Source organism: Actinacidiphila sp. bgisy160, assembly GCF_965342435.1.
Classification (GTDB): Bacteria; Actinomycetota; Actinomycetes; order Streptomycetales; family Streptomycetaceae; genus Actinacidiphila.
This window is the reverse complement of sequence record NZ_CBDRCM010000030.1, coordinates 25388-50890: the sequence shown is the minus strand read 5'-3', so window position 1 is coordinate 50890 and position 25503 is coordinate 25388. Positions and strand designations below refer to the sequence as shown.

The 25503-nt window shown below is 70.3% G+C and carries 25 protein-coding genes and 7 pseudogenes; 15 read left to right on the top strand and 17 right to left on the bottom strand.

Going from position 1 to position 25503, the window contains the following annotated elements; translation table 11 throughout:
- Nucleotides 1-16: 16 nt before the first annotated feature.
- A complete protein-coding gene (locus tag ACRWNP_RS22875; protein ID WP_431964218.1) occupies nucleotides 17-490 on the top strand; it encodes a nuclear transport factor 2 family protein in 474 nt (157 codons plus the stop codon).
- A gap of 208 nt (nucleotides 491-698) precedes the next feature.
- Nucleotides 699-1367, top strand: coding sequence for a hemerythrin domain-containing protein (locus ACRWNP_RS22870; RefSeq protein ID WP_431964216.1), 669 nt, complete (start codon nucleotides 699-701; stop codon nucleotides 1365-1367).
- A 410-nt stretch (nucleotides 1368-1777) separates the two neighbouring features.
- Here the strand turns inward: ACRWNP_RS22870 and ACRWNP_RS22865 are convergent, their stop codons facing one another.
- Entirely contained in the window at nucleotides 1778-2155 is a 378-nt protein-coding gene (locus tag ACRWNP_RS22865; RefSeq protein WP_431964214.1) for a MerR family transcriptional regulator, read from the bottom strand.
- A 117-nt stretch (nucleotides 2156-2272) separates the two neighbouring features.
- Here ACRWNP_RS22865 and ACRWNP_RS22860 point away from each other — a divergent pair, with 117 nt between their 5' ends.
- On the top strand, nucleotides 2273-3346 hold the full coding sequence (locus ACRWNP_RS22860) for an alkene reductase (protein WP_431964212.1): 1074 nt from the start codon (nucleotides 2273-2275) through the stop codon (nucleotides 3344-3346).
- A gap of 253 nt (nucleotides 3347-3599) precedes the next feature.
- On the opposite strand, the gene ACRWNP_RS22855 is transcribed toward ACRWNP_RS22860, so the two are convergent.
- Entirely contained in the window at nucleotides 3600-4490 is an 891-nt protein-coding gene (locus ACRWNP_RS22855) for a helix-turn-helix transcriptional regulator (protein ID WP_431964210.1), read from the bottom strand.
- A gap of 187 nt (nucleotides 4491-4677) precedes the next feature.
- Here ACRWNP_RS22855 and ACRWNP_RS22850 point away from each other — a divergent pair, with 187 nt between their 5' ends.
- The 5 genes and pseudogenes from ACRWNP_RS22850 to ACRWNP_RS22830 all read left to right on the top strand — a co-directional run bounded on the left by ACRWNP_RS22850 (nucleotide 4678) and on the right by ACRWNP_RS22830 (nucleotide 7499).
- The gene (locus ACRWNP_RS22850) at nucleotides 4678-5541 is read left to right on the top strand and encodes an SDR family oxidoreductase (protein ID WP_431964208.1); all 864 of its coding nucleotides are present in this window, start codon (nucleotides 4678-4680) and stop codon (nucleotides 5539-5541) included.
- Between the two features lie 278 nt (nucleotides 5542-5819).
- Nucleotides 5820-6047 (top strand): annotated as a pseudogene (locus tag ACRWNP_RS22845) (aldehyde dehydrogenase family protein); the annotation flags it as partial.
- A gap of 20 nt (nucleotides 6048-6067) precedes the next feature.
- Nucleotides 6068-6373, top strand: a pseudogene (locus ACRWNP_RS22840) (hypothetical protein); the annotation flags it as partial.
- Nucleotides 6370-6771 (top strand): DUF6153 family protein, encoded by a 402-nt coding sequence (locus tag ACRWNP_RS22835; RefSeq protein WP_431964206.1) that lies wholly within the window; start codon nucleotides 6370-6372, stop codon nucleotides 6769-6771. The pseudogene ACRWNP_RS22840 and the gene ACRWNP_RS22835, both read left to right, overlap by 4 nt.
- A gap of 89 nt (nucleotides 6772-6860) precedes the next feature.
- Nucleotides 6861-7499 carry a DUF305 domain-containing protein gene (locus ACRWNP_RS22830; protein ID WP_431964204.1) on the top strand — a complete coding sequence of 213 codons (639 nt, stop codon included), beginning with the start codon at nucleotides 6861-6863 and terminating at the stop codon, nucleotides 7497-7499.
- Between the two features lie 608 nt (nucleotides 7500-8107).
- On the opposite strand, the gene ACRWNP_RS22825 is transcribed toward ACRWNP_RS22830, so the two are convergent.
- On the bottom strand, nucleotides 8108-8377 hold the full coding sequence (locus tag ACRWNP_RS22825; RefSeq protein ID WP_431964202.1) for an SHOCT domain-containing protein: 270 nt from the start codon (nucleotides 8375-8377) through the stop codon (nucleotides 8108-8110).
- 189 nt (nucleotides 8378-8566) lie between these two features.
- On the opposite strand from ACRWNP_RS22825, the gene ACRWNP_RS22820 reads away from it, so the two are divergent.
- From ACRWNP_RS22820 to ACRWNP_RS22810, 3 genes are all read left to right on the top strand, one after another.
- A complete protein-coding gene (locus ACRWNP_RS22820; protein ID WP_431964200.1) occupies nucleotides 8567-11116 on the top strand; it encodes a heavy metal translocating P-type ATPase in 2550 nt (849 codons plus the stop codon).
- A 298-nt stretch (nucleotides 11117-11414) separates the two neighbouring features.
- Nucleotides 11415-12878 (top strand): multicopper oxidase family protein, encoded by a 1464-nt coding sequence (locus ACRWNP_RS22815; protein ID WP_431964198.1) that lies wholly within the window; start codon nucleotides 11415-11417, stop codon nucleotides 12876-12878.
- A gap of 445 nt (nucleotides 12879-13323) precedes the next feature.
- Nucleotides 13324-13644: a hypothetical protein gene (locus ACRWNP_RS22810; protein ID WP_431964196.1), complete on the top strand. Its 321-nt coding sequence runs from the start codon at nucleotides 13324-13326 to the stop codon at nucleotides 13642-13644.
- Between the two features lie 171 nt (nucleotides 13645-13815).
- On the opposite strand, the gene ACRWNP_RS22805 is transcribed toward ACRWNP_RS22810, so the two are convergent.
- The 3 genes and pseudogenes from ACRWNP_RS22805 to ACRWNP_RS22795 all read right to left on the bottom strand — a co-directional run bounded on the left by ACRWNP_RS22805 (nucleotide 13816) and on the right by ACRWNP_RS22795 (nucleotide 14791).
- Nucleotides 13816-13992 (bottom strand): hypothetical protein, encoded by a 177-nt coding sequence (locus ACRWNP_RS22805; RefSeq protein ID WP_431964194.1) that lies wholly within the window; start codon nucleotides 13990-13992, stop codon nucleotides 13816-13818.
- A 195-nt stretch (nucleotides 13993-14187) separates the two neighbouring features.
- Nucleotides 14188-14357, bottom strand: a pseudogene (locus tag ACRWNP_RS22800) (thioredoxin-disulfide reductase); the annotation flags it as partial.
- Nucleotides 14358-14377: 20 nt separating this feature from the next.
- Nucleotides 14378-14791 (bottom strand): arsenate reductase ArsC, encoded by a 414-nt coding sequence (locus ACRWNP_RS22795; protein WP_431964192.1) that lies wholly within the window; start codon nucleotides 14789-14791, stop codon nucleotides 14378-14380.
- Between the two features lie 71 nt (nucleotides 14792-14862).
- Here ACRWNP_RS22795 and ACRWNP_RS22790 point away from each other — a divergent pair, with 71 nt between their 5' ends.
- From ACRWNP_RS22790 to ACRWNP_RS22780, 3 genes and pseudogenes are all read left to right on the top strand, one after another.
- A complete protein-coding gene (locus ACRWNP_RS22790; RefSeq protein WP_431964190.1) occupies nucleotides 14863-15177 on the top strand; it encodes an ArsR/SmtB family transcription factor in 315 nt (104 codons plus the stop codon).
- Nucleotides 15178-15212: 35 nt separating this feature from the next.
- On the top strand, nucleotides 15213-15962 hold the full coding sequence (locus ACRWNP_RS22785) for an aquaporin (protein WP_431964188.1): 750 nt from the start codon (nucleotides 15213-15215) through the stop codon (nucleotides 15960-15962).
- Nucleotides 15959-16258 (top strand): annotated as a pseudogene (locus tag ACRWNP_RS22780) (FAD-dependent oxidoreductase); the annotation flags it as partial. The gene ACRWNP_RS22785 and the pseudogene ACRWNP_RS22780, both read left to right, overlap by 4 nt.
- 214 nt (nucleotides 16259-16472) lie before the next feature.
- On the opposite strand, the gene ACRWNP_RS22775 reads toward ACRWNP_RS22780, so the two are convergent.
- From ACRWNP_RS22775 to ACRWNP_RS22760, 4 genes and pseudogenes are all read right to left on the bottom strand, one after another.
- Nucleotides 16473-16838 (bottom strand): ArsR/SmtB family transcription factor, encoded by a 366-nt coding sequence (locus ACRWNP_RS22775; protein WP_431964186.1) that lies wholly within the window; start codon nucleotides 16836-16838, stop codon nucleotides 16473-16475.
- 256 nt (nucleotides 16839-17094) lie between these two features.
- Nucleotides 17095-17846, bottom strand: a pseudogene (locus ACRWNP_RS22770) (MFS transporter); the annotation flags it as partial.
- Between the two features lie 5 nt (nucleotides 17847-17851).
- Nucleotides 17852-18310: an ArsI/CadI family heavy metal resistance metalloenzyme gene (locus tag ACRWNP_RS22765; protein WP_431964184.1), complete on the bottom strand. Its 459-nt coding sequence runs from the start codon at nucleotides 18308-18310 to the stop codon at nucleotides 17852-17854.
- 73 nt (nucleotides 18311-18383) lie between these two features.
- Complete coding sequence (locus ACRWNP_RS22760; RefSeq protein WP_431964182.1) at nucleotides 18384-19784, bottom strand: NAD(P)-binding domain-containing protein; 1401 nt, start codon at nucleotides 19782-19784, stop codon at nucleotides 18384-18386.
- Nucleotides 19785-20004: 220 nt separating this feature from the next.
- Here ACRWNP_RS22760 and ACRWNP_RS22755 point away from each other — a divergent pair.
- Nucleotides 20005-20228 (top strand): annotated as a pseudogene (locus ACRWNP_RS22755) (helix-turn-helix domain-containing protein); the annotation flags it as partial.
- 136 nt (nucleotides 20229-20364) lie between these two features.
- On the opposite strand, the gene ACRWNP_RS22750 reads toward ACRWNP_RS22755, so the two are convergent.
- The 7 genes and pseudogenes from ACRWNP_RS22750 to ACRWNP_RS22720 form a co-directional block, all read right to left on the bottom strand.
- Nucleotides 20365-21105: an SDR family NAD(P)-dependent oxidoreductase gene (locus ACRWNP_RS22750; RefSeq protein WP_431964180.1), complete on the bottom strand. Its 741-nt coding sequence runs from the start codon at nucleotides 21103-21105 to the stop codon at nucleotides 20365-20367.
- Between the two features lie 218 nt (nucleotides 21106-21323).
- Nucleotides 21324-21506 (bottom strand): hypothetical protein, encoded by a 183-nt coding sequence (locus ACRWNP_RS22745; protein WP_431964294.1) that lies wholly within the window; start codon nucleotides 21504-21506, stop codon nucleotides 21324-21326.
- 71 nt (nucleotides 21507-21577) lie between these two features.
- Nucleotides 21578-21631: pseudogene (locus ACRWNP_RS22740) on the bottom strand (hypothetical protein); the annotation flags it as partial.
- 604 nt (nucleotides 21632-22235) lie between these two features.
- Complete coding sequence (locus ACRWNP_RS22735; RefSeq protein ID WP_431964178.1) at nucleotides 22236-22805, bottom strand: rhodanese-like domain-containing protein; 570 nt, start codon at nucleotides 22803-22805, stop codon at nucleotides 22236-22238.
- Nucleotides 22806-22846: 41 nt separating this feature from the next.
- Nucleotides 22847-23593 carry a sulfite exporter TauE/SafE family protein gene (locus tag ACRWNP_RS22730; protein WP_431964176.1) on the bottom strand — a complete coding sequence of 249 codons (747 nt, stop codon included), beginning with the start codon at nucleotides 23591-23593 and terminating at the stop codon, nucleotides 22847-22849.
- Nucleotides 23590-23955: a rhodanese-like domain-containing protein gene (locus ACRWNP_RS22725; protein WP_431964174.1), complete on the bottom strand. Its 366-nt coding sequence runs from the start codon at nucleotides 23953-23955 to the stop codon at nucleotides 23590-23592. The genes ACRWNP_RS22730 and ACRWNP_RS22725 overlap by 4 nt, the downstream gene beginning before the upstream one ends.
- Nucleotides 23956-24001: 46 nt before the next feature.
- Nucleotides 24002-25375 carry an MBL fold metallo-hydrolase gene (locus ACRWNP_RS22720; protein ID WP_431964172.1) on the bottom strand — a complete coding sequence of 458 codons (1374 nt, stop codon included), beginning with the start codon at nucleotides 25373-25375 and terminating at the stop codon, nucleotides 24002-24004.
- Between the last annotated feature and the right edge of the window lie 128 nt (nucleotides 25376-25503).

Here is a 25503-nt window from a genome sequence, read left to right as displayed (position 1 = left end):
GGAACCGGAGAACACCATGAACACCGAGAGCGAGCTCAGGGAGATCGTTTCCCGCTACACCCGGGCCGCGGACTCGCGCGATGGCGAGGCGCTGGCAAAGCTCTACGAGGCCGAAGCAGTCGTCGAGATCCACTACCGCGGCCCCGACGGGATGGAACTGCTGGGAACCCTCTCCGGAGGAGCGCAGATCGCCGAGGCCATGTCCACGGCCATGGCGCCGCACCCGCCCCTGGGCTGGAGCCACCACACCACCTACGACCACCTGGTCTCCATCGACGGCGACGACGCCGGCATCGAAACCCAGTTCATCACCTTCGACGTGGTCGGAACCAAGAAGCCCGAGGGCGGGTGGCCCGCCGGCACCTTCGGCGCCCAGGGCACCATCAAGCCGATCGAGTCCGGGTACTACCGCTTCACCTTCCGCCGGACCGACGGGGCGTGGCGCATCCGCCACCAGGACGTCATCCACGACATCCCCTACGTCTTCTGATCACCCCCCGGCCCGCCCCCGGTACCCGCACAGCGGCCGCGAAGGGGCAGCGCCGAACCAGGGCCCGAGCCGGTCCGCTGCCGGTTCGCCATTCACCAGCCGGCCACGGGTCCACCCGCGCCCTGCGATGGGGACACCACCGCCACCTGCCCGCTCGTCGACCCACGGCGGGACCGGACGGACACCGCTCACCGACCGAAGGAGAACTGTGACCAATCAGCACGACCGCGCTGACATCCGCGACATGCTCGTCGTCCATGAGGCGTTCCGCAGGGCCTACGGCAGGATGCCCGGCCTCGTCCTCACCGTCACGCCCGGCGACACAGCCCGCGCCGCCGTTGTGGCGGACCACATCCAGATGATCGAGGAGTTCCTGCACCTGCACCACAAGGGCGAGGACGTCCTGCTGTGGCCGAAGCTCGCAGCACGGGCTCCGCATGATCTGTTCCCTGCCCTGGAGCTCATGGACAAGCACCACGAGCAGATCGACGGCTTGCTCGCCGAGTGCTCATCCTCGCTGGCGCGGTGGCGGAGGAACGCCGGCGCATCCGACCGTGACGAACTCGCCAGGGCCCTTCGGGCGCTCGCCGAGGCGCTGACGGAGCACCTGGCCGTGGAAGAGGCAGAGGTGCTGCCCATCGTCGACCAGTACGTGACCGCGGCCGAGTGGCACGAACTGGGCGATCACGCGATCAACGGACTTCCCAAGAAGAAGCTGCCCATCATTTTCGGCATGCTGGCCTCCCTCGCAGAGCCTGCCGTCGTCACCTTGATGCTGTCCACCGCCCCTCTGGTGCCACGCATCATCATGCCCGTGCTGGGACCGCGCGCCTTCGCCTCGCACGCACGGAAGGTCTACGGGCCGGACGGCTTCTGAAGCCATCGGCACGGGACCGGACAAGTGGCCGGCGGCCAAGCAGGGTTCGCCCCCATGTCACGCAGAACTTGGCGCCCCGGTGAGGCCGTTGCTGCAACGGAAGCGTGAGCGCCTTGTTCGGTGAGGTCTTCGACTCGTTTCACGGTCTTCCTGGGCTCGTCGCGTGGGGCTGGCCTGCGGTTTTGTGATCCTGGTGGACAGGAAAGCGGGACAATGCGCTCAGCGCGGCGTCTACGAGAGCTGCAGGAGCGAGACTCTTCACCAGCGGCCGTGCCTGCACGCGACCTTGCCCGACACTTCGAAGCGTGAAGAACGGCCGTCCTGCCGTCTCAGGAAGGAACCAAGATCAGCAGGTCGGGTGACCCAGCGAGGTTGAACAACAAGCTGAGGAACTTGGTCAAGGCCCTGGATCAGCTGGCCTGTGAGGTGCGCAGAGTCTCCCGATCCGCGCGGGCCGCGTCCATCAACGCATCGAGTGCGTCCCGGGTTTGTATGAGGTCGGCGATGTGGTCGGAGAGCCGTTCGCGCTCGTGCGCCATCCGATGCATCGCGGCTTCGGAGTGCTCCTCACTGGGGGAATCGACGCAGGGCAGCAGTTCCGTAATGGTGCGACTGGACAGCCCTGCCGCGTACAACCGCTGGATGAACGCGACCCGCTCGACCTCCCCGTCCGTGTAATGCCGCTGCCCGCCCGCGCTGCGGGTGCTGGTGATCAGCCCCTGCTCCTCGTAGTAGCGCAGGGACCGGACGCTGACTCCGGTCCGTGACGCGAGGTCTCCGATACGCACGTTTCCTCCTAGCTGTGACCTGTGGCACAGGGCTTGCATCTGACATCCATGTGAGGTTTTAGCGTAGCTGCCGTGCCCGAGAACCGGGCAGTGTACGGATCGCGTTGGAGTCCTGACATGACGATGCTTTTCAGCAATCACCGCCTCGGTGAACTGACCCTGCCCAACAGGGTGGTGATGGCCCCGATGACACGGGTCCGGGCCGCCGCCGGCGGTCTGGCCACGCCGTCGATGGCGACTTACTACGCGCAGCGGGCAACGGCAGGGTTGATCGTGACCGAGGGAGTGCAGCCGAGCCTGATCGGGCAGTCCAACCCGGGCACACCGGGGCTGCACACCGATGAGCAGGTCGCTGCTTGGCGTTTGGTGACTGACGCCGTGCACACCAATGGCGGCCGGATCTTTGCCCAGCTCATGCACGGCGGACGGGTCTCGCATCCCGACACCACCGGTACGCAGCCCATCGGGCCCTCGGCTGTTCCTGCCGTCGGCGAGGTGTTCACCCCGACCGGCCCGCAGCCCGCGCCGACACCGCGCGCCCTTGACACCACCGAAGTGCCCGACCACGCCCATGCGTACGCCCAGGCTGCCCGCCGGGCCATCGACGCCGGCTTCGACGGGGTCGAGTTGCACGGCGCCAATGGCTACCTGATCTCGCAATTCCTCTCGTCGAACGCCAATCTGCGCACGGACCGCTACGGAGGTTCGATCGCCAACCGGATCCGGTTCGCCGTCGAGGCGGTGTCGGCGACTGTCGAGGCCGTTGGCAAGGCCAGGACCGGCATCCGCCTCTCCCCGGGCGGGACGTTCTGGGGAGTGAAGGAGGCTGATGTTCCCGAGCTCTACACCGCACTGCTGGCCGAGCTGGCCCACCTTGGGGTGGCTTACGTCCATCTCGAGGCCACCACCGAGGAAGAAGTGCTGGTCGGTCTGCGCCGAGCGTGGCCGGGCACCCTCATCATGAACCCGGTGCTTCCGATGGGCCCCAAGCAGACTGGTCGCGCCGAGGCTGACCACTGGCTCGGGCTGGGAGCCGACCTCGTCAGCTTCGGCCGCGCGTTCATTGCCAACCCCGACCTGGTCGAGCGACTGCGCACCGGGCTTCCGATCGCTCCCGTCGACGAGGCCACCTACTACCAGGGCGGTGACGAGGGTTACCTGACCTACCCGGCTTATCAGCACACTGCTTGACCCGATCCGCTTGCGACGTCCAGGAGCCAGAATCAGCCGTCGGCCGGCGGCCCCCGCTGCCTTCGATGGTGAGATGGCCCCTCGGACGGCGACAAGCCGGGGGACCGGTGCTGAGTCCAGGACCTGTTGGGGCGTCCAACCGTGTCGCCGTTGAGACATGACCCGTGTCAAGGGTTTCGCTGACCTGCTGCGACTCTGGTTTGGGCCCGAGGCCTTGCCGACGCGTGATGGCGTCGGCAAGGCCTTCGCGTCCTCAAAGGGCGGGGTTGGACCGGCTTCGGCGCTCCGTTTCGGCGACGGAGCCAGTGAGGGTCCAGCTCGCAAGGAGGTCCAATGCGCGTTTCGATGGTGATCCCGCCTCGGCGGTATAGACGAACAGAGTCGTGTCGGGGTCGCCAGGCAGAGCCAGCGTTTCGTATTCGACGGTCAGCTCGCCGACCACAGGGTGGCAGAGGCGCTTCGAGCCGTGGGTGCGCTGGTGGACACGGTGCTGTTCCCACCACCGGTCGAAGTCGGGACTGCTTTCACGCAAGTCCGTGACGAGCGCGGCCGTTTCCCGGTCGTCCGGGTCGCGGCCCACATCGAGTCGCAGGCTCTCGACTGCTGCCCGTGCTTGGTCCTCCCAGTCGACGAACAAGGAGCGGGCGTCGGCGTCGAGGAACATCCACCGTGCGTAGTTGCGCTCCCTGGGCGGTAGTTGCTCGAAATCCGCGAACAGTGCCTTGGCCATGCGGTTGGCGGCGAGGATGTCGGTGCGGCGGCCCAGGACGAGAGCCGGTTCGCTGTCGAGGGCATCGATGAGCTGGAACAGGCCGGGGCGGACCCGCTGGACGCCGCGGGCGCGGCGCCGCGTCGGCGCTGCGATCACCCCCGTGAGGTCTCGCAGGTGTGCACGCCCCGCAGCGTCCAGTCCCAGGGCACGGCCGATCGCATCGACGACGGCAGGCGAGGGGGTGATGGGGCGCCCCTGTTCGAGACGGGCGTAGTAGTCGGTCGACACTCCAGCCAAGAGGGCAACTTCCTCCCGGCGCAGGCCCGGCACCCGGCGGACACGACCGTCCGGGGGAAGCCCTGCCCGTGACGGATCACCCTGGCTGCGGGCTCGTCTCAGGAAATCAGCCAGTTCACGGTTCATCTCAGCCACACACATCAGTGTCCCCGATAGCGGGCGTTTCTGGCTGGCCCTGTGAGTCCTAGGTTGCTTTGTCCGTGGCCTCACAGGGCGCGATATGCGCCTCCATGGCGTGGTGCGGTGAACCACGCTGGATGCATGCCGGACCGAGGACCGCTCGGGACGGTCCCCAGCGCCTGATATGAGGTAAGGAACGATCATGGCTTTTCCGACTGGCCGACCCGCGAACTGGTTCGTGACCGGTACTTCTCGTGGCCTCGGGCTGCACCTGGTCCGGCAGTTGCTGGAGCGCGGCGACAGTGTCGCGGCGACGACGCGTTCGTCCGAGCGGCTGCTCGCGGCGCTCGGTCACGGTGTGGACACCTCGCGCCTCCTCCCGCTCACGGTCGATCTGCGTGACGAGGCGCAGGTGAAGCAGGCCGTGGCGAGGACCACTGAGCGCTTCGGTGGTCTGGACGTGGTGGTGAACAACGCGGGCTACGGGTTCCTGGCCGCGGTGGAGGAGACCACCGGCCGCGACGTGCGGGACATGCTCGATGTACAGGTCACCGGCGTGTGGAACGTGCTGCGTGCCACGCTGCCGATCCTGCGTGAGCAGCGCGCGGGCCACGTGGTCAACGTGTCGTCGGTCCTGGGTCTGGTCTCCGTTCCGGGCTGGGCGCTGTACTGCGCGGGCAAGTACGCGCTGGAGGGTCTGAGCGAGGCCCTGGCCGCCGAGGTCGCGGACTTCGGGATCAACGTGACCATCGTCGAGCCCGGCTACTTCCGCACCGACTTCCTCACCCCGGACTCCCTCGCGCTGCCGGCCGCCACCACGGACCACTACCCGGGCATCCGCGAGATGGTGGACAACCACCTCCAGCTCCAGGGCAGCCAGCTCGGCGACCCGGTCAAGGGCGCTGCCGCGATCATCGACCGGGTCGTGGCCGGTGAAGGCCCCCTGCGCCAGATCCTCGGCTCCGACTCCCACGCCTACGCCACCTCCAAGGTCCAGGCCCTGCAGGCGAACCTCGACGCGACCGCGGCCACCGCACCCGCCACCGACTTCCCCGCCACCGCCTAACCCCCCTTCCCAAGGCAGGCACGCGTCATCTCGCTGACGCGTGCCTGCTGCCCCCTCGGCAGGCCGGCTGCCGGTGTCGCTTCCTCCCTCCCTGACAGGCAACAGGAGCGACACCGGCAACAGGTCCTTGCCCGCCTTCCCTGCCATGATCAATCCACAAGGAAGAGTTCCGTGGACACGACCTTGCGCCCCGTACGACATCATCGGCCACGTAGAAGAGGGTGTGCTCATCAACGGCCGGTGGCGGCCGGTGACAGGGGGCGCCACGTTCCACAGACCTCGGTCCGCTGATCGACGCACGCCAGCGCCGCCGCGTCGCCGACCTGGTCGATGAAGCAGCCGCCGTCGGCGCCCGCGTACGGGCCGGGGCCCTGGTACCGGACGGCCCGGGCTACTTCTACCCGCCGACCGTTCTCACCGACATCCCCGCCGGCTCGCGGATCACGCGCGGGGAGATCTTCGGCCCGGTCGCTGCGATCCAGACCTTCACCACCGAGGACGAAGTACTCCGCGACGCCACCACAGCGTCATGCTCCGCACCCATGGCACCAAGCGCTACCACCACCCCGTTGTCGGAGAGCTCCACTTCGGCTACGAATGCCTCCACCTACCCGACGACCACGACCAGGTCCTGTGCGTCTACAACGTCGAACCCGCGTCACCCACCGCCGATGCCCTGCGCCTGCTCGCCATCTGGACCGCCGCCCAGACCCCGACACACACACACCATCCACAGCCCGGACCATTGGTTCAAGCCGTCCGGCCAAGTGACTCATGTCCCTGGGCGCTTTGCGGAAACCCCGTCGCCCCATGTCTACGATGGGGCCCATGACCCGTGCCAGCCGGCTCGCGCAGCCGCATCAGCCCCTGCGGCTGCGCGTGCTGCTCGTTTTCGGGCTGCTGGCCGGACTGATGGGCATGCACGCGCTGGGCCCGTCGCTTGCTTCGGCGAGCACCCACCGGATGCAGGCTGCCGCCCATGGCACCGCCGCCTCCGCGCAGGACAGCGACTGCCCGGACACCCACCACGGCTGCGACGGCCACCCCCAGCACGCCGATCCCACCTGTGCGTCCGCGGCGGTTTCCGGGTCGCCGACGCTGACCGCCCCCGCCGCCGCGCCCGCATGCCTGGCAGCCGAACTCCACCACGCGACCCTGACCGCCCCGAGTACGCCCGCCGGCGGCCGGGCACCGCCCTCCCTCGCCCAACTCCAACTCCTACGGATATAGGCCGCACGCTGCTGCGTCGCCGGAGCCACAGCGCCCCGCGACGTCACCTTCGCGTGCACCTACACACACATCCCGGGAGTCCCAAAAGCATGACCACCAATCGTTCCGCGCTGCGCCGCGCCGCCCTGGTCGCCGCCACCGCCACCGCAGCCGTCGTCCTCGCCGCCTGCGGCAGCGACAGCATGAGCGGCATGGGCCACGGCGCGGGCTCGGACCCGTCGGCCCCCGCGCCAGCGTCCGCCCCCGCATCGGCCGGAGCCCACAATGCGGCGGACGTCGACTTCGCCAAGGAAATGATCACCCACCACCGGCAGGCCATCGAGATGGCCGACCTGGCCGCCACCCGCGCCTCGTCCACCGACGTGAAGACCCTCGCGGAGAAGATCAAGTCCGCCCAGGACCCCGAGATCAACACCATGTCCGGCTGGCTCACCTCGTGGGGCGAGGACGTCCCGGAGGACATGACGGGCATGGGCCACGACATGTCCGCCGGCATGCCCGGCATGATGAGCGCCGACGACATGGCCGAGCTCGACAGGGCCAAGGGCACCGAGTTCGACGCGATGTTCCTGGACATGATGGTCGACCACCACCAGGGTGCGATCGAGATGGCCGGCACCGAGAAGTCCAAGGGCCAGTACGGCCCCGCCACGGAACTGGCCGCGTCCGTCATCACCGCCCAGACCGCCGAGATCAAGCAGATGAACGATCTGCTCGGCAAGAGCTGACCCCGTCAAAAGACAGGGGGCGGGCATCCTGACCGCCCGCCCCCCACCGGGCCCTGCCCGACCAGCACCGGGCGGGCCCGGCACCGGGCCTCACCACCGCACTTGCGGCACATAGCCCAGCAGGGGCGCCATGATCCCCTGCCGTCTCAAGGCACGGCGCCCGCGCAGTCCGGCCCGCCGACGGTCCGGAACCTCATGGCGGGTCGTCCGGCAGCCTGAGCCGGGCTGTGCGGTGGTCGGCGCGTCTCGCCGGCCTGAGAGGGAAGTCCGGACGCGCGGAGGCGATGACGTTGCCGCGGTATCCGCCGGCCCTGGTGCACCGACCTCCGCACGTGATCAGCCGCAGTGCCGGAGCTTTGGTGAGGCCGTAGACCGCCCACGTGAATGACGGTGGGTCCCGCCTGGCCAGGTGCGGCTACCGGCATACCATCCGTAGGTCGCAATCCCGGCCCCACGCTTCTGCGACCTGCTTCCCCGTCCAGTCACCTGCGCGTGGTCGGCTGGTGGGGGGATCGGCTGCCGAACCTCTTGGCGACCTCGCCCTCCTCGCTGCGGGTCGGCCGGACGTACACGTACACCAGGACCGGGAACATGATCAGGTGGGGAACTCATGCCTGTTTCGTGGAGTGCGGGAAGACGCTCAGCGCCGCCAGGCGCCGCCGGTACTCCTCCTCGTCGATCTCGCCGCGGGCGAACCGGTCGGCCAGCACCTGCTCGGGCGAGGAAGCGGGGGGCGTGTGGGTGTGCTCGTAAGGGCGGGAGAGGGCGCGGTAGAGCAACACGCCGACACCGATGATCACCGCCCAGAACACGACCATGCCGACCGACATCGCGAACCAGCCCCAGCCGCCGACACCGTTGCCGTACCAGAACATCATCACCCTCACCTCCGGGGCGGACGGGCAGGGTGCCCGGCTGTGCCGGGCGACCTGTTGCCTCGCTTCCCACCCTCTCTCCGTGCCGTGCGGCGCGCTGGGGCCGGTCGGTCCCCGGTGGCCGGCCGGGCAGCCCCTACCCGGTAGGGGTAGCCGGAGGCAGGCTGGAGGGGAGCAGGAGGGATGCGTGTCATGGGTGCCCTCGATTTCGCCGTCGTGTTGTCCGCGGCCGTGCTCATCGCTGCCCTGGGCTGGTACTTCTTCAGGCCGCGTCGCGCCCACTCCGCGCGGATCGAGGACGGGGTACAGCGGGTGGAGGTGACCGTGCGGGGCGGCTACCGTCCCGACGTCATCCGGGTCCGCCAGGGAACCCCCGTAGAGGTGGTCTTCGATCGCCAGGAGTCGGGCGAATGCACGTCCCGGGTGGTCTTTCCCGAACTGAAGGTGGGAGCCGGGCTGCCCGCCCACACCCGCACCACCGTGCGGCTCAGCCCCGAGCGAGCCGGTTCGTACGACTTCACCTGCGTAATGAACATGATCCACGGCACGCTCCTGGTCGAACCGGGCGACAGCGCCGCACCGGCGCGGACCGGCCCCGACGGCGGGCACGCTGCCGCGGGGCCGCCGGGCACTGTCGTGCCGGGCAGGGCGGCCGAGGCGGAGGCCGCGGACGCCGCCGAGCGGCAGGCGGAGATCACCGACCTGACCCGCCGGGTCGCCGTCGGCGCGGTGCTCACCGTGCCGGTGCTGTTCGCCGTGATGGCGCACGAGGTGTTCGGCGCCGACTGGGTTCCCGGGTGGCTGCTGAACCACTGGCTGCAACTGGCGCTGATCACCCCGGTGATGGTCTACACCGGCCGGCCGATCCACGTGACCGGCTGGCTGACCCTGCGACACCGCAGCGCGGACATGAACAGCCTCATCACCTTGGGCACCACCGCCGCCTACGGCTACAGCCTTCTGGTCACCGTGGCCCCCGGCCTGCTGCCCAGTGAGCTGCGCGAGGTGTACTACGAGGCAGTCGGCGTCATCCTCACCCTGATCATGCTCGGCAGGCTCCTGGAAGCCCGGGCCAAGGCCGGCACCGGCGAGGCCATCCACGCCTTGCTGGGCCTGCGGGCCCGCACCGCGCGGGTGATCCGCGACGGCACCGAGACCGAGATCCCGGTCGATGACGTGGCGGTCGGTGACGAGGTGATCGTCCGGCCCGGGGAGAAGGTGCCCGTCGACTCCGTCGTGCTGTCCGGAGCCTCGGCCGTCGACGAGTCGATGGTCACCGGCGAGCCGATGCCCGTGACCAAGCGGGCCGGGGACACCGTGATCGGCGCGACCGTCAACGGCACCGGCTCCCTGCGTGTGCGGGCGGACAAGGTGGGGGCCGACACGATGCTGGCCCAGATCATCCGGCTCGTCCAGCAAGCACAGGCGTCCAAGGCACCCATCCAGCGCCTCGCCGACGCGGTGTCCGCGTACTTCGTGCCCGTCGTCATCGCCATCGCCATCGCCACCTTCGCGGTGTGGTTCACCCTCGGCCCCGCACCGGCATTGACCCTGGCCCTCGTCTCGGCGGTCGCGGTGCTGATCATCGCCTGCCCCTGTGCCCTCGGCCTGGCCACCCCCCTGTCGATCATGGTCGGCACCGGCAAGGGCGCCCAGGCAGGCATCCTCATCCGCTCCGCCGAAGCCCTGGAGACCGCTCACAAGCTGGACACCATCGTGCTGGACAAGACCGGCACCATCACCGCCGGCACCCCGGTACTGACCGACATCCGTCCGATGGACGGCTTCGACGAGCACTCGCTGCTGGAACTGGTGGCCGCCGCCGAGGCCGACAGCGAGCACCCGCTCGCAGGCGCGATCGTCACCAGGGCCCGCGAACACGGCCTCACCCCGCCCGCCGCAGCCGGGTTCGACTCGGTCACCGGCAAGGGCGTGCAGGCCACCGTGAACGGCCGCGCCGTGCTGGTCGGCACCGCCCGACTGCTCGGCGACGTCGGTATCGACACCGGCGATCTGTCCGCCGTTGCGGCCGGCTTCTCGGCAGAGGGCAAGACCCCGGTGCTGGCCGCTGTCGACGGCCGTCCCGCGGGCGTGCTGGCGGTCGCCGACACCGTCAAGGACGACTCCGCCGCCGCGATCGCCGCGCTCCGCCGCCTCGGCATCGAGGTGGTCGTGATCACCGGCGACAACGCCCGGACCGCCGCCGCGATCGCCGGCCAGGTCGGCGTGGCCCGGGTGCTGGCCGAGGTCCTGCCCGAGCACAAGGCCGACGAGATCCGCCGTCTGCAGGGCGAAGGCCGCACCGTGGGCATGGTCGGCGACGGCATCAACGACGCCCCGGCACTGGCCGCCGCCGACGTCGGCCTGGCCATCGGCACCGGCACCGACGTCGCCATCGAAGCCGCCGACATCACCCTCATCTCCGGCTCCCTGACCGGCGTCGTCACCGCGATCCGGCTCTCGCGCGCCACCATGCGCAACATCCGGCAGAACCTCTTCTTCGCCCTGATCTACAACGCCTTCGGCATCCCCGTCGCCGCGGGCGCGCTCTACCCGCTGTGGGGTATCCGCCTCAACCCGATCATCGCCGCCGCCGCCATGGCCCTCAGCTCGCTGTCGGTCGTCACCAACTCCTCCCGCCTGCGCCGCTGGCACACCACCCCACTGCCAGCCGCGCCCACAGTGGCCGTGCAGCCCCGGATCGAAGCCGCAGCGGACCCGGCTGACAAGGTCGAAGGGTAAGTCCGCGGTATCACCCGCATGGTTGGGGACGACCGCTACGCATCGATGTCCTCACCCAGAGCAGCGCCGCCACCCACCCTGCAGGAGGTCGCCCTCGCTCTCCTCGATGACCACATGAGGAACTGCGTCACCAACGCCGCCCGGTCCGACACTGCTTCCCAGGCGGCCACGTCGGCTGCTTGGCCGGGGGTCCTCACGGATGGGGGCCGGGCCGTCGGCCCGCCGGATCCTTCGATGAGCCCTACGCACGCGCGGAGATCGACGAGCAGGCTCACCGGCAGCGCAGGAGTATGTTGCCGTGAGCGGAGAGCCGATCAGCCGCCGCCGGGCGCTGGGTCTGCTCGGGTCGGGCGCAGCCGGTGCGGCAGGCTGGGCCATTGGCCTGGGGGCCCCGTCCAGCGACCGACTCAAGCCGGCCGCCCGCGGCCAGGGGCTGGCCGAGCCGCAGGTGCTGGCCAGCCGCGCCGGGCTGCTGGACGTGCGGCTCGTCGCCGCCCCAGGGGTACGGCTGGCAGGGCGGGACACCACGGGGTGGGGGTTCAATGGCACCTCACCGGGGCCGACCTTGCGGGTGCGGCCCGGGGACATGCTCCGCGTGCGGCTGGTCAACCACATCGACCAGCCCACCAACCTGCACACCCACGGCCTGCACGTATCCCCGTCGGGCAACAGCGACAACCCGTTCATCACCATCGAGCCCGGTGGCAGTCACGACTACACCATCAGGGTTCCGGTCGGGCATCCGGCGGGCACGTTCTGGTACCACCCGCACCACCACGGCACCGTCGCCGATCAGATCTTCGCCGGCCTGGTCGGGGCGCTGTTCGTCGACGGTGCCGAGGGCGAGGCGGACCTGCCGGTCAACGGTGACCGGCTGCTCATGGTTACCGACACCACCTTGGATGGGGCCGGCCGGGTCGCCTCGCCGACCATGATGGCCAGGATGACGGGCCGCGAGGGCAACCTGGTGCTGGTCAACGGCCAGCAGCAGCCCGTCATCACCGCCGCACCCGGGTCGCTGCAGCGGTGGCGGGTCATCAACGGCTGCGTTTCCCGGGTGCTGGCGCTACGGCTGGACGGCCACCGGCTCACCCAGGTCGCCCTGGACGGCGTGTTCCTGCCCTCACCGGTCGACCGGGACTGCGTGGTTCTGGCCCCCGGCAACCGCACCGACCTGCTCGTGCGCCCTACCGGCAGCGGCCGGCATGCGTTGGTCAGCGACCCCTACGACCGCGGCAGTCTCGGCATGATGGGCAGTCAACCGTCCACCAGCGGTCCCGTCATCCTGGCCACTCTCGCCACCGCCGGCCCGGCCACAACGACGCCCCCGGTGCCCGCGACCCTGCCGGCACCGTCCGTCCCGCGAGGCCCGGTGACCGGGAAACGCCGACTCACCTTCGCCATGGGCACGGGTCGGACAGGTATGGGTGGCATGCGTTTCACCATCGACGGACGTACTTACGACCCGGACCGAAACGACCAGAGCGTTGCCCTCGGCGCCGCCGAGGAGTGGACCGTTGTCAACACCAGCCCCATGGCTCACCCGTTCCACCTGCACGTTTGGCCCTTCCACGTACTTGCCGGCAGCGCCGGGATACCGCCGGCCGGCGTGCTACAGGACGTCGTCCTCGTCCCCGCACGGGGGTGGGTGCGCCTGCGGATCCCGTTCAACGACTTCGCCGGGCGCAGCGTATTTCACTGCCACATCCTCGACCATGAGGATCTGGGCATGATGGCCACCGTGAACGTGCGCGGCCGGTAGACCCCATGCACCCCCCGCTGACTTCGAATTGTGTTGTCTGTAGCGTGCGCCCCAGGAGGCGCGTGGGTCAGCCGGCTGCCCCGTATACCTCGGCGGTCGGGCGCCACCGTGGTGATCACCCTTCGGCCGCGGACGGTGGAGACTCATGGGCAGCGGCCGTTCTCTCGTGCTTCGTGACTCGACCTCTCGAAGGGTGGAGAACGGCCGCCCTCACTGCCCCGGGAAAAACCGCAGATCAGCAGGTCGAGTGACCTGTGAGGTTGACGTCGGGCTGAGAATCTGTGCCGGAAGTCGTGATCTGCTACGTTCTCACGGCGACCGGGTCGGTAGAGGTAGTTCAGCTCCCGCGGCTCACCTGAAACTCATCAGCTTCTCGCCGCAACCCACTTCGATTACCCCGACGTCCAACTCCATAACTGAAGGCTGCCGATCACCTGGAGAGCACGTGGCGACGAGGAACCAGACGACGGACGCGGCCAGGGAGAAGGACCGCGAAAAGTGGATGGCGCGTTTCCAGGTACGACTGGCGATGCAGCCGGGCGTGGACCGGGCAGTCGTAATCCAGGCGGTCGAGGATGTCACGGTGCACTGCGTGGACGCTGGAGAGCATCCGCGGACTGCCTTCGGAGACCCGGACGCCTACGCCGTGCAGGTCGCTGCGCGGCTGGTGCCGACGGATCGGGCGGCGCGCGCGAGGCGGCACAACGCCGTGATGGACGCGCTCGACTCCACACTTAAGCGTGTCGGGGAAATCGCCGATCTGTGACCGGTTTAAGATCCCGTTATCTATTGCACGCTTGGTCTGGTGATGTCGGGTCGCGCCAGGAGAAGGTGTTCTCGCCGGTGAGCCGCCGGCCATCACGACGAGGTCGATCATGTCCTTCGGACCTACCGGGGGAGTCTCCTCGTCGCGGGCCAGGCGACGGTCGAGCATCAGTCAGCCGGACGTCCGCTTGACCGTCCAGCGCTTCGACATGGGGGTGAATCCCTTGGCGCCGGGCGGGTTGGGCCATTTCGAGTTGCTGCCGAGGGGAGCGGTGCGCTCCACGAAGTGCTGGCGGTAGTCGTAGAAATAGCCGAGCATGTTGGTGCCGAGGGTGGAGTTCGAAGCCATCAGCCGTGGTCTGTGGTGGTCCGAGCCGTACCACGCCGGCGTTATCGATCAACAGGTCGATCACGGGGAATCGATCGGTCAGGGTCTTGGCACATGCGCCGACTGACGGTAGGGACGCCAGGTCCAGCTTGCACACTTCGGCCTTGGCGCCAGGGATCGCGTCACGGATCGTTGCTACGGCGCGTTGGCCGGCGTCAGGTCCGGGCCCATGATGCCGTCGCGGAGGCCGGGGAAGTTCTCGACCTCGGTGGTCTGCATCAGCGCGCCACGGCGGTGACCGAGCCCTCGAAGACCAGCGGCTTCGGCGAGGCGCGGGCGGCGTAGAGAGCGGCGGTGTAGCCGGCGGGGCCGGAGCCGATGGCGATGACCTCGCGGACCTGTCAGCTCATGCCTTCGGCTCCCGCGCGATCTCGGCGATCAGGCCCTCGATCCGGGCCTTGATCTCGTCACGGATCGGGCGGACGGCCTCGACGCCCTGGCCGGCCGGGTCCTCCAGGTCCCAGTCCAGGTAGCGCTTGCCGGGGAAGACCGGGCAGGTGTCGCCGCAGCCCATGGTGACGCACACGTCCGAGGCCTGGACGGCCTCGACGGTCAGCACCTTCGGGATCTCGGCGGAGATGTCGATGCCGACTTCCTTCATCGCCTCGACGACGGCCGGGTTGACCTGGTCGGCGGGGGCGGAGCCGGCCGAGCGGACCTCCACGCGGTCCCCGGCGAGGTGGGTGAGCCACGCGGCGGCCATCTGGGAGCGGCCGGCGTTGTGGACACAGACGAAGAGCACGGAGGGCTTGTCGGACATGGTGGTCTCTCTTGTCTACGGCGGGATGCCCGGGCTGGCATCAGCCCCGGCTGATGTGACAGTATCAGCCCATGCTGACGTCAGTCGACACTGATCTGATCCGGGTTCTGGCGGACCCGCTCAGGCTCCGGATCGTGAGCCTGCTCGCCCGCGAGACGCTGTGCACCACGCATCTCGTGGAGGAGACGGGCGCCCGTCAGACCAACCTCTCCAACCACCTGAAGGTGCTCAGAGAGGCCGGTGTCGTCGAGACCGAGCCCTGCGGCCGGTTCACCTACTACCGGCTGCGGCCGGAAGTCCTCGAGAGCCTGGCCGGGTCGTTCACCGATCTGGCCGCCACCGCCCGGGCCACCGCCGAGAACAACACCAAACGCGCCTGCCCCTGATCCCCGCCCCTCGCGCTTCGCCGACAGGAGTCCCGTTGAGCGCCACCGAGACCGCCCCCGAGATCACGGCGGAATCCGCCCCCGCCGTCGTCCCCGCGCCGCGCGTCCCGCTTACCCGCAAGGCCGCCGCCGAACTGGTCGGCACCGCCGCGCTGGTCGCCGTGGTGATCGGCTCCGGCATCCAGGCCACCGAGCTCAGCAAGGACGTCGGCGTCCAGCTGCTGGCCAACGCCATCGCCACCGTCTTCGGTCTGGGTGTGCTCATCGCCCTGCTGGGCCCGGTCTCCGGCGCGCACTTCAACCCGGTCGTCACCCTCGCCGAGTGGTGGACCTCCCGCCGCGAGGGCGGCGACGGCGTCACCGCCCGCGAAGCCGCCGCCTACATTCCGGCTCAGGTCGCCGGGGCGATCGCCGGCGCGGTCCTGGCCGATGCCATGTTCGCCGAGCCGCTGGTGAAGTGGTCCACGCACGACCGCTCGGCCGGGCACCTGCTGCTCGGCGAGGTCGTCGCCACCGCGGGCCTGGTGCTGCTGATCTTCGGACTGGCCCGCACCCGGCGACTGCACTTCGCGGCGGTCGCGGTCGCCTCCTACATCGGCGCCGCGTACTGGTTCACCTCCTCAACCTCCTTCGCGAACCCCGCGGTCACCATCGGCCGGGCCTTCTCCGACACCTTCGCCGGTATCGCTCCCGGCTCGGTGCCCGGCTTCATCGGCATGCAGATCGTCGGCGGCATCATCGGCCTGGCCCTGGTCGCGCTGATCTTCGCCCGCATAGAGAAGTGAACCGACCGACGCAGGTGGTGGTCATCGGCGCGGGCCAATCGGGCCTCGCCGTCGGCTATCACCTACGCCACATCGGCCTGGACTTCGTCATCCTCGACGCGCAAAACAGCCCCGGAGGGGCCGGGCGGCACGCCTGGGACTCCCTCCACCTGTTCTCTCCCGCCCCGTACTCCTCCCTTCCCGGTCGGCCGATGCCGCACCAGCCCGGCGCCATCCACCCGGACGCCGCCCATGTCGTGGCGTACCTGAGCGAGTACGAGAAGCGCTACGACCTGCCGGTCCAGCGCCCCGTACGAGGACGGGGCGCTGGACCGGCCCCGCCTCCGCCACCCTCATCGGTGTCGGACGTCCCGCCCGTGAGGCGGCACGCGAGATCGCCGCCCTGGTGCGCTCCACAAGCGCCTGAAGACGGCCATGGACGCGCGCAGGTCCCGCATGGAGGCTGCGGCCCTCGCAGACCCGACCCCCAAGGCCGCGTGACGTGTGTCGGCCGGCCCGGGAGGGCTTGGGTCACGCTGTTGCGGCACTGGACAGCAACTTGCCCATCGCGGCCAGCACGGACGGCTCGACGCGGTAGTAGACCCAGGTGCCGCGCCGCTCGGAGGTGAGCAGGCCGGCTTCCTTGAGCTTCTTCAGGTGGTGGGAGACGGTCGGCTGCGTGACGCCGACGTCGGAGATGTCGCAGACACAGGCCTCGCCGCCCTCGTGGGAGGCGACCGCGGAGAACAGGCGGAGCCGGACCGGGTCACCCAGCGCCTTGAACATCCGGGCGGCCACCTCCGCCTCCTCCACGTTCAGCGCGCGCTCGGTCAGCGGCGGGCAGCACGGTGCCACGGACTCGAGGTCTGGTACCGGCAGACCTTTGACTTTCGACATGCGTCTATGTTCACACACGTCGAACCATTCAGGTTCGGATGTCCTTCAGCGGCAGCGATCCGGGCGCCTGGTCAAGGGGCATGCGATGCGGGAGGTGCTGGTGGCGGGAGAGCCGTGCCGTCCCCTGCGTCCCAGATCTTTGCCGGGTTGCTCACGCCGGCGTACGCAACTGGGTGATCGCGCGCAGGGTGAGGACGAGGCGGCAGACGCTGACGGTGGCCGCGAAGTGCAGGAGGCCCTCAACCCTCGGTGCCGACAGCAAAAGGCCGGTGGGAGCGGCGACCGCGTACATCGCGAACCCGGAGAGGGTGAAGGCGGCGGCGAGCAGCAGGAAGGGCCTGCTGCGGGCGACGCCGCTCGAGTCGTGGCCGGTCTTCGAAGCGCCCGGGGGTGGGGCGGGTGGCCAGGGTCCGCGCAGGGCGAGGGCGTGGGCGGGGATGGTGACGGCGGCCAGGACCACGGTGAGGGCGGTGTAGGTGGCGCGCCAGGAAAGGTGTCCGGCCTGGGCCGCGGTGAGGGGTGCGAAGACGGTGGAGGCGAGGCCGCCGGCGAGGGTGACGGTGGTCAGAGCGCGGACGCGGTGCTCGCCCCACCAGCGGGTGAGGGCGGCGAAGCCGGGTTGGTAGAACGTCGCTGCCATGGCGATTCCGGCGAGCAGCCACCCCAGGCCGAACACGGCGAGGGTGGGGGCGGCGGCGATGGGGAGCAGGGCGAGCGTGGCCAGGGCGGAACCGGCGGTCATGACGGTGCGGGGCCGCGGGTGTCGAGGATGCGGCCGATGGGGATCCCGGCCAGGGCGGAGACGAGCAGCGCGGCGGAGAACGCCGCGGTGGTCGCGGCTTGGGACCAGCCGGTGTCTTTGGTGATCGCAGGGTTGAGGACCGGGAAGGCCTAGTAGGCCACGCCCCTGCTGGTGACTTGCGTCAGGCAGAGGGCGGGCAGCGCGGCGCGCGGCCGGGACCGGTCCTTTGCTCCGGTCCCGGCCGCGCGGGAGTTCACTTCCGTCACGGTGGTCAGCAGCACCCGCCGGCCGCCGCCGAGGCGGGTTCGGCCGGTGCGGTGTCGGTGGTGCAACAGGTGCCGGCCGGCTGCTGGGTCAGGTCGCCGGTATCGGCCTTGACGACGTAGACCTCCCAGGGCTCTTTGCCCGGGCCGTGGACCCAGACCTTGTCCTGCAGGGCATAGCAGCAGGTGGTGTCGTTCTCCTCGAAGGTGGCCAGGCCCGCCTGGAACAGGCGGGTGGTGGCGGCGGTGACCTCGTCGGTGGAGGCGACCTCCACGCCGAGGTGGTCCATGCGGGTGTCCTCGCCGGGCTCGCCCTGGAACAGGACGAGCTTGAGCGGGGGCTCGGCGATGGCGAAGTTGGCGTAGCCGTCGCGGAGCTTGGCGGGCTCGGCGGCGAACAGCTTGCTGTAGAAGGCGACGGCCGCGTCGAGGTCGGGGACGCGCAGAGCGAGCTGGAGCCGGGACATCGTCGTTCCTCCAGAGGGTGGGAAAGGGGGCCGGTTCCGGGGCCGGCTCACCGGCCCCGGAACCGGCACAAGGTCAGCAGCAGTTGCCGGAACCCGTGGTGCCGGCGACCGGGAGGGTCAGGGCGCCGGGCGCGATCTGGATCAGCTGCGGAGCAGGGGCCGAGCAGCAGCCGCCTGCGGTGTCCTGCTGCGTGTCGGGGGTGTCGAACAGGCCGGCCCCGCCGCACACGCCGGACTCCGGCAGCACCAGCTCGACCCGGTCGGCGGCCTCCAGGTCACCGGCGATGGCGGCGACCACGGAGCGGGCCTGCTCGTAGCCGGTCATGGCCAGGAACGTGGGGGCTCGGCCGTAGGACTTCATGCCGACCAGGTAGATGCCCTGTTCGGGGTGGGAGAGCTCCTTGCGGCCGTGCGGGTAGACGGTGCCGCAGGAGTGCACGTTGGGGTCGATCAGCGGCGCCAGCTCCACGGGGGCCTGCAAACGCTCGTCCAGGCCGAGACGGATCTCCGACAGGAACGACAGGTCGGGCCGGAACCCGGTCAGCACGATCACCTCGTCGACCGGCTCCAGCCGCCGCCCGTCGTCGGCGACCAGCACCAGGCGCCCGTCGCTGTCGCGTTCGATCGCCTCGGTGCGGAAGCCCGTGACGGCGTCGGCGTGGCCGGCGTCGACGGCGGCCTTGGCGGCCAGGCCGAGCGCGCCGCGGGCGGGCAGCTGGTCGGCGGTGCCCCCGCCGAAGGTGGAGCCGGAGATCCCGCGGCGCAGGATCCACACCGCGTGCGTGCCGCTGCTGTCCTCGGCCTTGGCCAGGTCGGCGAGCAGGGCGAGCGCGGTGAAGGCGGAGGCCCCGGAGCCGATCACAGCGGTGCGCCTGCCCGCGTAACGGGCCCGCACGGCGGGGTCCTTCAGGTCCGGGACGCGGTAGGTGATGCGGTCGGCCGCGGCCTTCTCACCCAGCGCGGGCAGACCGTTGCCGCCGGCCGGGCTGGGCGTGGTCCAGGTGCCGGAGGCGTCGATCACGGCGCGCGCCACCACGCGCTCCTCGCGGCCGTCGGCGTACCTCACGTGCAGCACGAACGGCTGGGTGTCGCGGTCGGCGTCGACGATGCGGTCACGCCCGGCGCGGGAGACACCGGTGACGGTGGCGCCGTAGCGGATCCTCTCGCCGAGGACGCCGGCCAGGGGCTCCAGGTACTGAGCGGCCCAGTCACCGCCGGTGGGGTAGGAGGCGGCGTCGGGCGCGGTCCATCCGGTGGGCGCGAGCAGCTTCTCGGCGGCCTCGTCGGTGAGCTCGGACCAGGTGGAGAACAGCCGCACGTGCGACCACTGGCGCAGCGCGGTGCCCGCCCCCGGTCCGGCCTCCAGGACGAGGGGAAGGAGACCGCGCTCCACCAGGTGGGCGGCGGCGGCCAGACCGATGGGTCCGGCCCCGATGACGGCGATGGGCAGCTCGGCAGTAGCGGGCGGGGTCACGGAGCGCTCCTCGGTTTCGATGTGTGTCTATGCCCCTCAGCATGGACCCTGAATAGATATTCGTCAACATAGAGATACGTCGAATCAGTGAGAAGGGAATCCCTCCTCCCTCGTGGGGTCGGAAAGTGATGAGATGAGGGGAGATGAAGAAGTGCGTCTCATTTGACTCCGGCGTTCTGGACATCACCGCGTCGCTGGAGTGCTGCCAGCCGCTGGGGCGAGAAGAACACTCCGCTCCAGGGTCGCCGCCCAATCCGGCGGGGAGGCCTGCGTCTGCGACATCCAGGACGTCGGCGTCTCGCAGCCCACCGTCAGCCACCCACCTGCGCAAACTGCGCGAGGCCGGATTCCTGGTGTCCGAGCGGCGGGCCGGCTGGGGTGTACTACCGGGTGGCGCCCGGCGTTCTCCCCAGACTCGCGGGCCTGCTGTCACCGGCAGCCTGAACCCTTAACAGGAGCACGCGGCGCACACAACACGGCCAGAAGCCAGCGGGAGCGGCCTGGAAGCACTCCTCGGTGCTCCAGCGGATACCGGCAACACGGACCAGCTCGGAGTGTCTGTGCGATGTAGGCTCCCGCATCAGGCGGTGAATCCTCCATCGACGTTGATCGTTGCTCCGGTTATGTACTGACCGTCGGAACTTGCCAGATGGGCGACGGTGGCGGCGATCTCGGCCGCTTCCGCATAACGGCCCAGGGCCGTGAAGCCGGCGATGGTGCCGGCGTTGGGACCGTGAGCTGGGTTGGCGTCGGTGTCGGTGGGACCCGGGTGCACCAGATTGACGGTGATCCCACGGGGGCCGAGTTCCCGGGCCAGGCCCTTGGTCATGCCGACGAGGGCGGTCTTGCTCATCGAGTACAGCGCCATCCCGGGGAAGACCGCGCGTTCGGCCATATTGCTGCCGATGCTGATGATGCGGCCCCCTTCGCCCATGTGACGTACCGCCGCCTGGGATGTCACGAACGGCGCCCGGACGTTCACCGTCAGGGTGCGGTCGATCTCTGCTGGCCCTACGTCCTCAAGTGGGCCGACGAGGAAGACTCCGGCGTTGTTGACCAGGATGTCCAGCGCGCCAAATGTCGCGACGGTTTCGTTGACTGCAGCGGTCAGGGCCTCAGGGGCCGCGCTGTCGGCCTGGACGGCCAGCGCCCGGCGGCCGATGGCCTTGATCTGCTCCACGACGTCGGTGGCGCACGTCGCGTTGCTTTCGTAGGTCAGGGCGACGTCGGCACCTTCTTCAGCCAGACGGAGTGCCACAGCAGCGCCGATGCCCCGGCTTCCGCCGGTCACCAAGGTCACGTTTCCTTCGAGTCGGTTCATGACGTTGAGCATCGCGGGATCCGGCCTTGCACGCTGGCGGGAATCCGACCTCGCTTTTCAGGACCGGGGGAGCTACCTCGTCCTCATCACGAAGTCGCACTGGAGTACCAAGGCCAGAACCAGGACGGGCACGAGTATGTGCATGCCAGATCCTTCGGGGTTGGCAATTTGGTGGTACCCGGGCCTGACGGTACGGGCGTTGGCCGAGCTGTTCCTCCTTACGGGGTGTAGGTGGGCCAGACGTGGCCGAACGCGTCCAGGTGGGCGTAGTGCTCCTTGCCCTCCTGGGTGGTGTGCATGGCGCCGTCGGCGAAGTGGAGCTTCTCGGCGGCAAGGCCGGGCAGGACCGCGCCGAGACAGACGCGGACCGGGTCGGCGGACGGGTTGTGCGGGTACAGCACCGCGCGGGACCGGTCGCGTCAAGGACACGGGCCATGGCGGCGTCGGTGGGCTCGCGCGCCTTCACGGTGGCCGCGTGGTCGCCGACGTGACCGACGACGCCGATGGTGGCGAGGTTGGCGAACACCAGATCGGCATCGGTGCGGGCCAGGGCCTTCGGCACCGCTTCGGTGACCCGGCTGAAGTTTCATCTGCGCTCTGCTCAGGTAGGCGGGCGCCTGATCCCCGGTGACCCGCACGTGCTCCTCGGCATTCCGGACGGTGCTGTCCCTCCCGTTGACGTAATAGGTGACGTGCTCGAACTTCTCCGCCTCGGCGATGCGGACACTGCGCAGCCAGCCCGCCGTGGCCAGTTCGTCCCCCAGCCCGCTGGAGGCATCCGCACGCCTGCCCGGAGCTGGACGAACAGGTCGGCTCCGCCCCACATGCCGGTGGCGGGGAGGGGGGCTCGGCGTGTGCGGCGGCCCCGATGTCGCCGGACAAGGCAGCGGCGATGGAGGGGGTCTGTTCATAGCGGTCACGGCGAGGGCGGTCGGGGCCCGCCACCGCTCGTCCGGGCCGAGCCGGATCTCCGACAGGTACGACAGGTCGGGACGGAACCCGGTCGGCGCGATGACCTCGCCCGCGGGTTCCCGGCGGCGTCCGTTCTTGGTGACCAGGGCGTGACCAGGGCCAAGTTGACCTGTTCGACGTGCGCAGGGCTCCGCCGACTCAACCGTGGGGGAGCGGAGTCATCGGTGGAGGGCGGCGAGGGTGTTGTCGAGATCGGCTGCGGCGGTGCGTGGGCGGTTGTAGGGGAGCCTGCCGAGCAGGTTGCCCATGGCGCAGGTGTTGGTGGCGGCGGAGAAGACCAGCCCGGCGCCGACGGCGGCGGAGAACCAGCGGGCGCCGGGCAGGGCGAGGTCGGCGAGCAGGCCGATGAGGACGAGGGAGCCGGCGGCCATGCGGACCTGGCGGTCCATGGCCCAGGTGGCGCGGCCGCCGGCGGGTCGTTCGAGGGGATTGCCGTCCTGGGCCCAGGCGGTGGTGCCGCCGATGAGGGTGGCGGCGGGGATGCCGGCGGTGGCGAGCTGGTCGCAGGCGGTGGCCGAGCGGGCGCCGGAGGCGCACACCAGGGCGAGTTCGCCGCGGTCGGCGGCGGCGCGCAGTGCGGGCAGGGCGCGCTGGAGCTGGTCGAGGGGGATGTTGTGGGCGCCGGGGATGTGACCGGAGGCGTACTCGCCGGGGGAGCGGACGTCGATGACGGTGAGCTGGCCGAGGCGGGGCTGGAGCTGTGCGGTGGTCAGGGGGGTGGGGGTCATGGGAGGGGTTCCTTTCGCGTGGTGCTGTTCGGTGTGGGGGTTCAGGTGAGGGCGTCGAGGAGCATCAGGGCAGCCACCGCGAGCAGGGCGATGGCGAAGATCTTCCGGAGGGTGGCGCCGGAGAGTTTGTCGGCGAGGCGTTTGCCGTCCCATGCGCCCAGGATCGCGGCGGCCGTGAACGGGCCGACGACGGCCCAGTCCAGGCTTCCGGTGCTGCCCAGGCGGGGGGCGAGGGCGGCGGCGCCGTTGGCGGAGATGACCAACAGGCTGGTGCCGACGGCCTCGGCCATCGGCAGCGCGAGCACGGAGACCAGGGCGGGGACGGCGAGGAATCCGCCGCCGACGCCCAGTAGCCCGGTCACGGCGCCGAGGCCGGCACCGGTGGCCGCCGACCGGCCGGGACCTGCTGGCCGCACGGGGCCGCTGCTGCGCCGTGGGGTGAGCATGCGCCAGGCGGCGACGGCGGCCAGCAGGGCGAACGCGGCGGTGAGCACGGCGCCGGGAATGGCCGAGGACAGGGCGCCGGTGGCTGCGGCGGCGGGCAGTCCGGCCGCCGCGAACAGGGCTCCGGTGCGCCAGCGGACCCGTCCGGCCCGGGCGTGGGCGATCAGTCCGGTGAGTGAGGTGACGGTGACGATGACCAGGCTTGCGGTGGTGGCCTGCGCGGGGGTGAAGCCGAGCAGGTAGATCAGGGCCGGGACGGCGAGCATGCTGCCGCCGCCACCGAGCCCGCCCAGTGCCAGGCCGACCACGGCTCCGGCGACCAGGGCGAGGACGAGCAGGGTCATATGACCTGCCCGTCGTGACCAGTGCCGGTGCGGACCGGCAGGCCGGCGGCGGACCAGGCCCGCATGCCGCCGGTGACGTCGAGGGCGTGGACGCCCCGGGCTGCCAGCAGTTCGGCGGCCTTGCGTGACCGGTTCCCGGAGCGGCACACGGCCAGCACGGGAAGGTCCCCGACGCTGTCGGGGAGGGGGGCTCCGGCGGCGACGGCGGCCAGGGTCTGCCACACGGCGCCGGGAGCGTGTCCGGCGGCGTATTCGTCGGCCTCGCGGACGTCGAGCAGCACCGCCTGTCCGGTGCGCACGCGCTGGTGCGCTTCGGTGACGGTGAGTTCCGCGGGAGCGGGGTTGCGGGAGAAGAGCGGCATGGTCGTCCTGCGTTCGGTGTTGATGGGAGCGGCCGGGACCCGGCGGTCAGCCGGTGGCCAGGCCGATCTCGCGGGCGGTGTCGAAGGAGTCGTCGACGGCCACGACGTCGCGGCCGGCCGCGTCGAGCAGGGAGGCGGCGATCGCGGCGCGCATGCCGCCCGCGCAGTGCACCCACACCGTGCCGGCCGGAACCCCGTGCAGGCGCTGGTGCAGTTCGTGGAGGGGGATGTGCACCGAGCCGTCGATGCGGGCGCCGGCCCGCTCGGAGTCGCGGCGGACATCCAGGACCACGACCCGCTCGGTCTCGTCCCCGGTCTCGGCCGCCTCGCGTGCCTTGGCCAGGGCGGGGAAGTCGGCGCGGCGGAAGGAACGCAGGTCGGTGGAGTCCGCCACCCACTGGCCGGGGTTACCGGTGGCCGCCGCAGCGGGGCGGTCGATGCCGACCTGGACCAGCTCACGCTGGGCCGCGGCGATCTGCTCGGGGCTCTCGGCGAGCAGGGTGACCGGCTTGCCCCACGGGATCAGCCAGGCCAGGTAGGTGGCCAGCTGCCCCTGGAGCTCGAAGTTCAGGGAACCGGCGACGTGCCCTTCGGCGAAGGCCACACGGTTGCGCAGGTCCACCACCCACTCGCCGGCGGCCAGCCGCGCGGCGATCTCCGACGCGTCCGCCCGCTTCGGCGCGGTCAGGTCGACCGGGGCGGGACCGGCGGCATTGGTCGGACCCATATGGGTGTAGTAGGCGGGGATCGCGTCCAGCCCGGCCAGCAGATCAGCGACGAAGGAGTCCACATCCTTGACCAGGGCGTCGTTACGGACCCTCTCGGCGCCGATGGTGCTGGCCTCGCCCTCGGCCTGGGCGGACGAACAGAAGGAACCGAACCCGTGGGTGGGCAGCACCCGCACCTCGTCGGGCAGTTGTGCCAGCCGGTGCGCCGATGCGTGCTGGGCCCGGGCGAGCTGCTCGGTGAGCCGGGGCTCGACCAGGTCCGGCCGCCCCACCGTGCCGATCAGCAGCGACCCGCCGGTGAACGCGGCCACCGGAGTCCCGCCGTCCTCCAGGACGTAGGAGGTGTGGTGCGGGGTGTGACCGGGTGTCGCGACCGCCCGCAGCGCCAGACCCTCGTCGATGACAGCGGTGTCCCCGTCGGCCACCGGCACCCGGTTGAAGGAGACGTGCGCCCCGGCCGGTACCAGGTAGGCCGCACCGGTGATCCGGGCCAGCTCCAGGCCCCCGGTGACGTAGTCGTTGTGGATGTGGCTCTCCACGACGTGCGTGATCCACACTCCCCTTCGCGCCGCGGCTGCGACGACCCGCTCGATGTCACGCGGAGGATCGACCGCCACGGCGCGTGTCGTTCCTCCCGCGAGATAGCTGCGGTTTCCCAGCCCCTCGACCGCGAGCGTCTCCACGAAGTACATGTCCGACTCCTCTCTGTAATACCCCCAGGGGTATCTCTTTCAAGAGAAGCATATACCCCCGCCCGTATCTGTCGAGCATTGGCCGGCCCCCGGACGTCCTGCCTGAGCCAGGCGGCTTGACGGTCGAA

Excerpts from the sequence above, each read along its gene's own strand:
- ACRWNP_RS22875 (WP_431964218.1), top strand. The coding sequence starts at position 17 with ATGAACACCGAGAGCGAGCTCAGGGAGATCGTTTCCCGCTACACCCGG.
- ACRWNP_RS22860 (WP_431964212.1), top strand. The coding sequence starts at position 2,273 with ATGACGATGCTTTTCAGCAATCACCGCCTCGGTGAACTGACCCTGCCC.
- ACRWNP_RS22850 (WP_431964208.1), top strand. The coding sequence starts at position 4,678 with ATGGCTTTTCCGACTGGCCGACCCGCGAACTGGTTCGTGACCGGTACT.
- ACRWNP_RS22835 (WP_431964206.1), top strand. The coding sequence starts at position 6,370 with ATGACCCGTGCCAGCCGGCTCGCGCAGCCGCATCAGCCCCTGCGGCTG.
- ACRWNP_RS22830 (WP_431964204.1), top strand. The coding sequence starts at position 6,861 with ATGACCACCAATCGTTCCGCGCTGCGCCGCGCCGCCCTGGTCGCCGCC.
- ACRWNP_RS22825 (WP_431964202.1), bottom strand. The coding sequence starts at position 8,377 with ATGATGTTCTGGTACGGCAACGGTGTCGGCGGCTGGGGCTGGTTCGCG.
- ACRWNP_RS22820 (WP_431964200.1), top strand. The coding sequence starts at position 8,567 with ATGGGTGCCCTCGATTTCGCCGTCGTGTTGTCCGCGGCCGTGCTCATC.
- ACRWNP_RS22805 (WP_431964194.1), bottom strand. The coding sequence starts at position 13,992 with ATGGCTTCGAACTCCACCCTCGGCACCAACATGCTCGGCTATTTCTAC.
- ACRWNP_RS22795 (WP_431964192.1), bottom strand. The coding sequence starts at position 14,791 with ATGTCCGACAAGCCCTCCGTGCTCTTCGTCTGTGTCCACAACGCCGGC.
- ACRWNP_RS22790 (WP_431964190.1), top strand. The coding sequence starts at position 14,863 with ATGCTGACGTCAGTCGACACTGATCTGATCCGGGTTCTGGCGGACCCG.
- ACRWNP_RS22775 (WP_431964186.1), bottom strand. The coding sequence starts at position 16,838 with ATGTCGAAAGTCAAAGGTCTGCCGGTACCAGACCTCGAGTCCGTGGCA.
- ACRWNP_RS22765 (WP_431964184.1), bottom strand. The coding sequence starts at position 18,310 with ATGTCCCGGCTCCAGCTCGCTCTGCGCGTCCCCGACCTCGACGCGGCC.
- ACRWNP_RS22750 (WP_431964180.1), bottom strand. The coding sequence starts at position 21,105 with ATGAACCGACTCGAAGGAAACGTGACCTTGGTGACCGGCGGAAGCCGG.
- ACRWNP_RS22735 (WP_431964178.1), bottom strand. The coding sequence starts at position 22,805 with ATGACCCCCACCCCCCTGACCACCGCACAGCTCCAGCCCCGCCTCGGC.
- ACRWNP_RS22730 (WP_431964176.1), bottom strand. The coding sequence starts at position 23,593 with ATGACCCTGCTCGTCCTCGCCCTGGTCGCCGGAGCCGTGGTCGGCCTG.
- ACRWNP_RS22725 (WP_431964174.1), bottom strand. The coding sequence starts at position 23,955 with ATGCCGCTCTTCTCCCGCAACCCCGCTCCCGCGGAACTCACCGTCACC.
- ACRWNP_RS22720 (WP_431964172.1), bottom strand. The coding sequence starts at position 25,375 with ATGTACTTCGTGGAGACGCTCGCGGTCGAGGGGCTGGGAAACCGCAGC.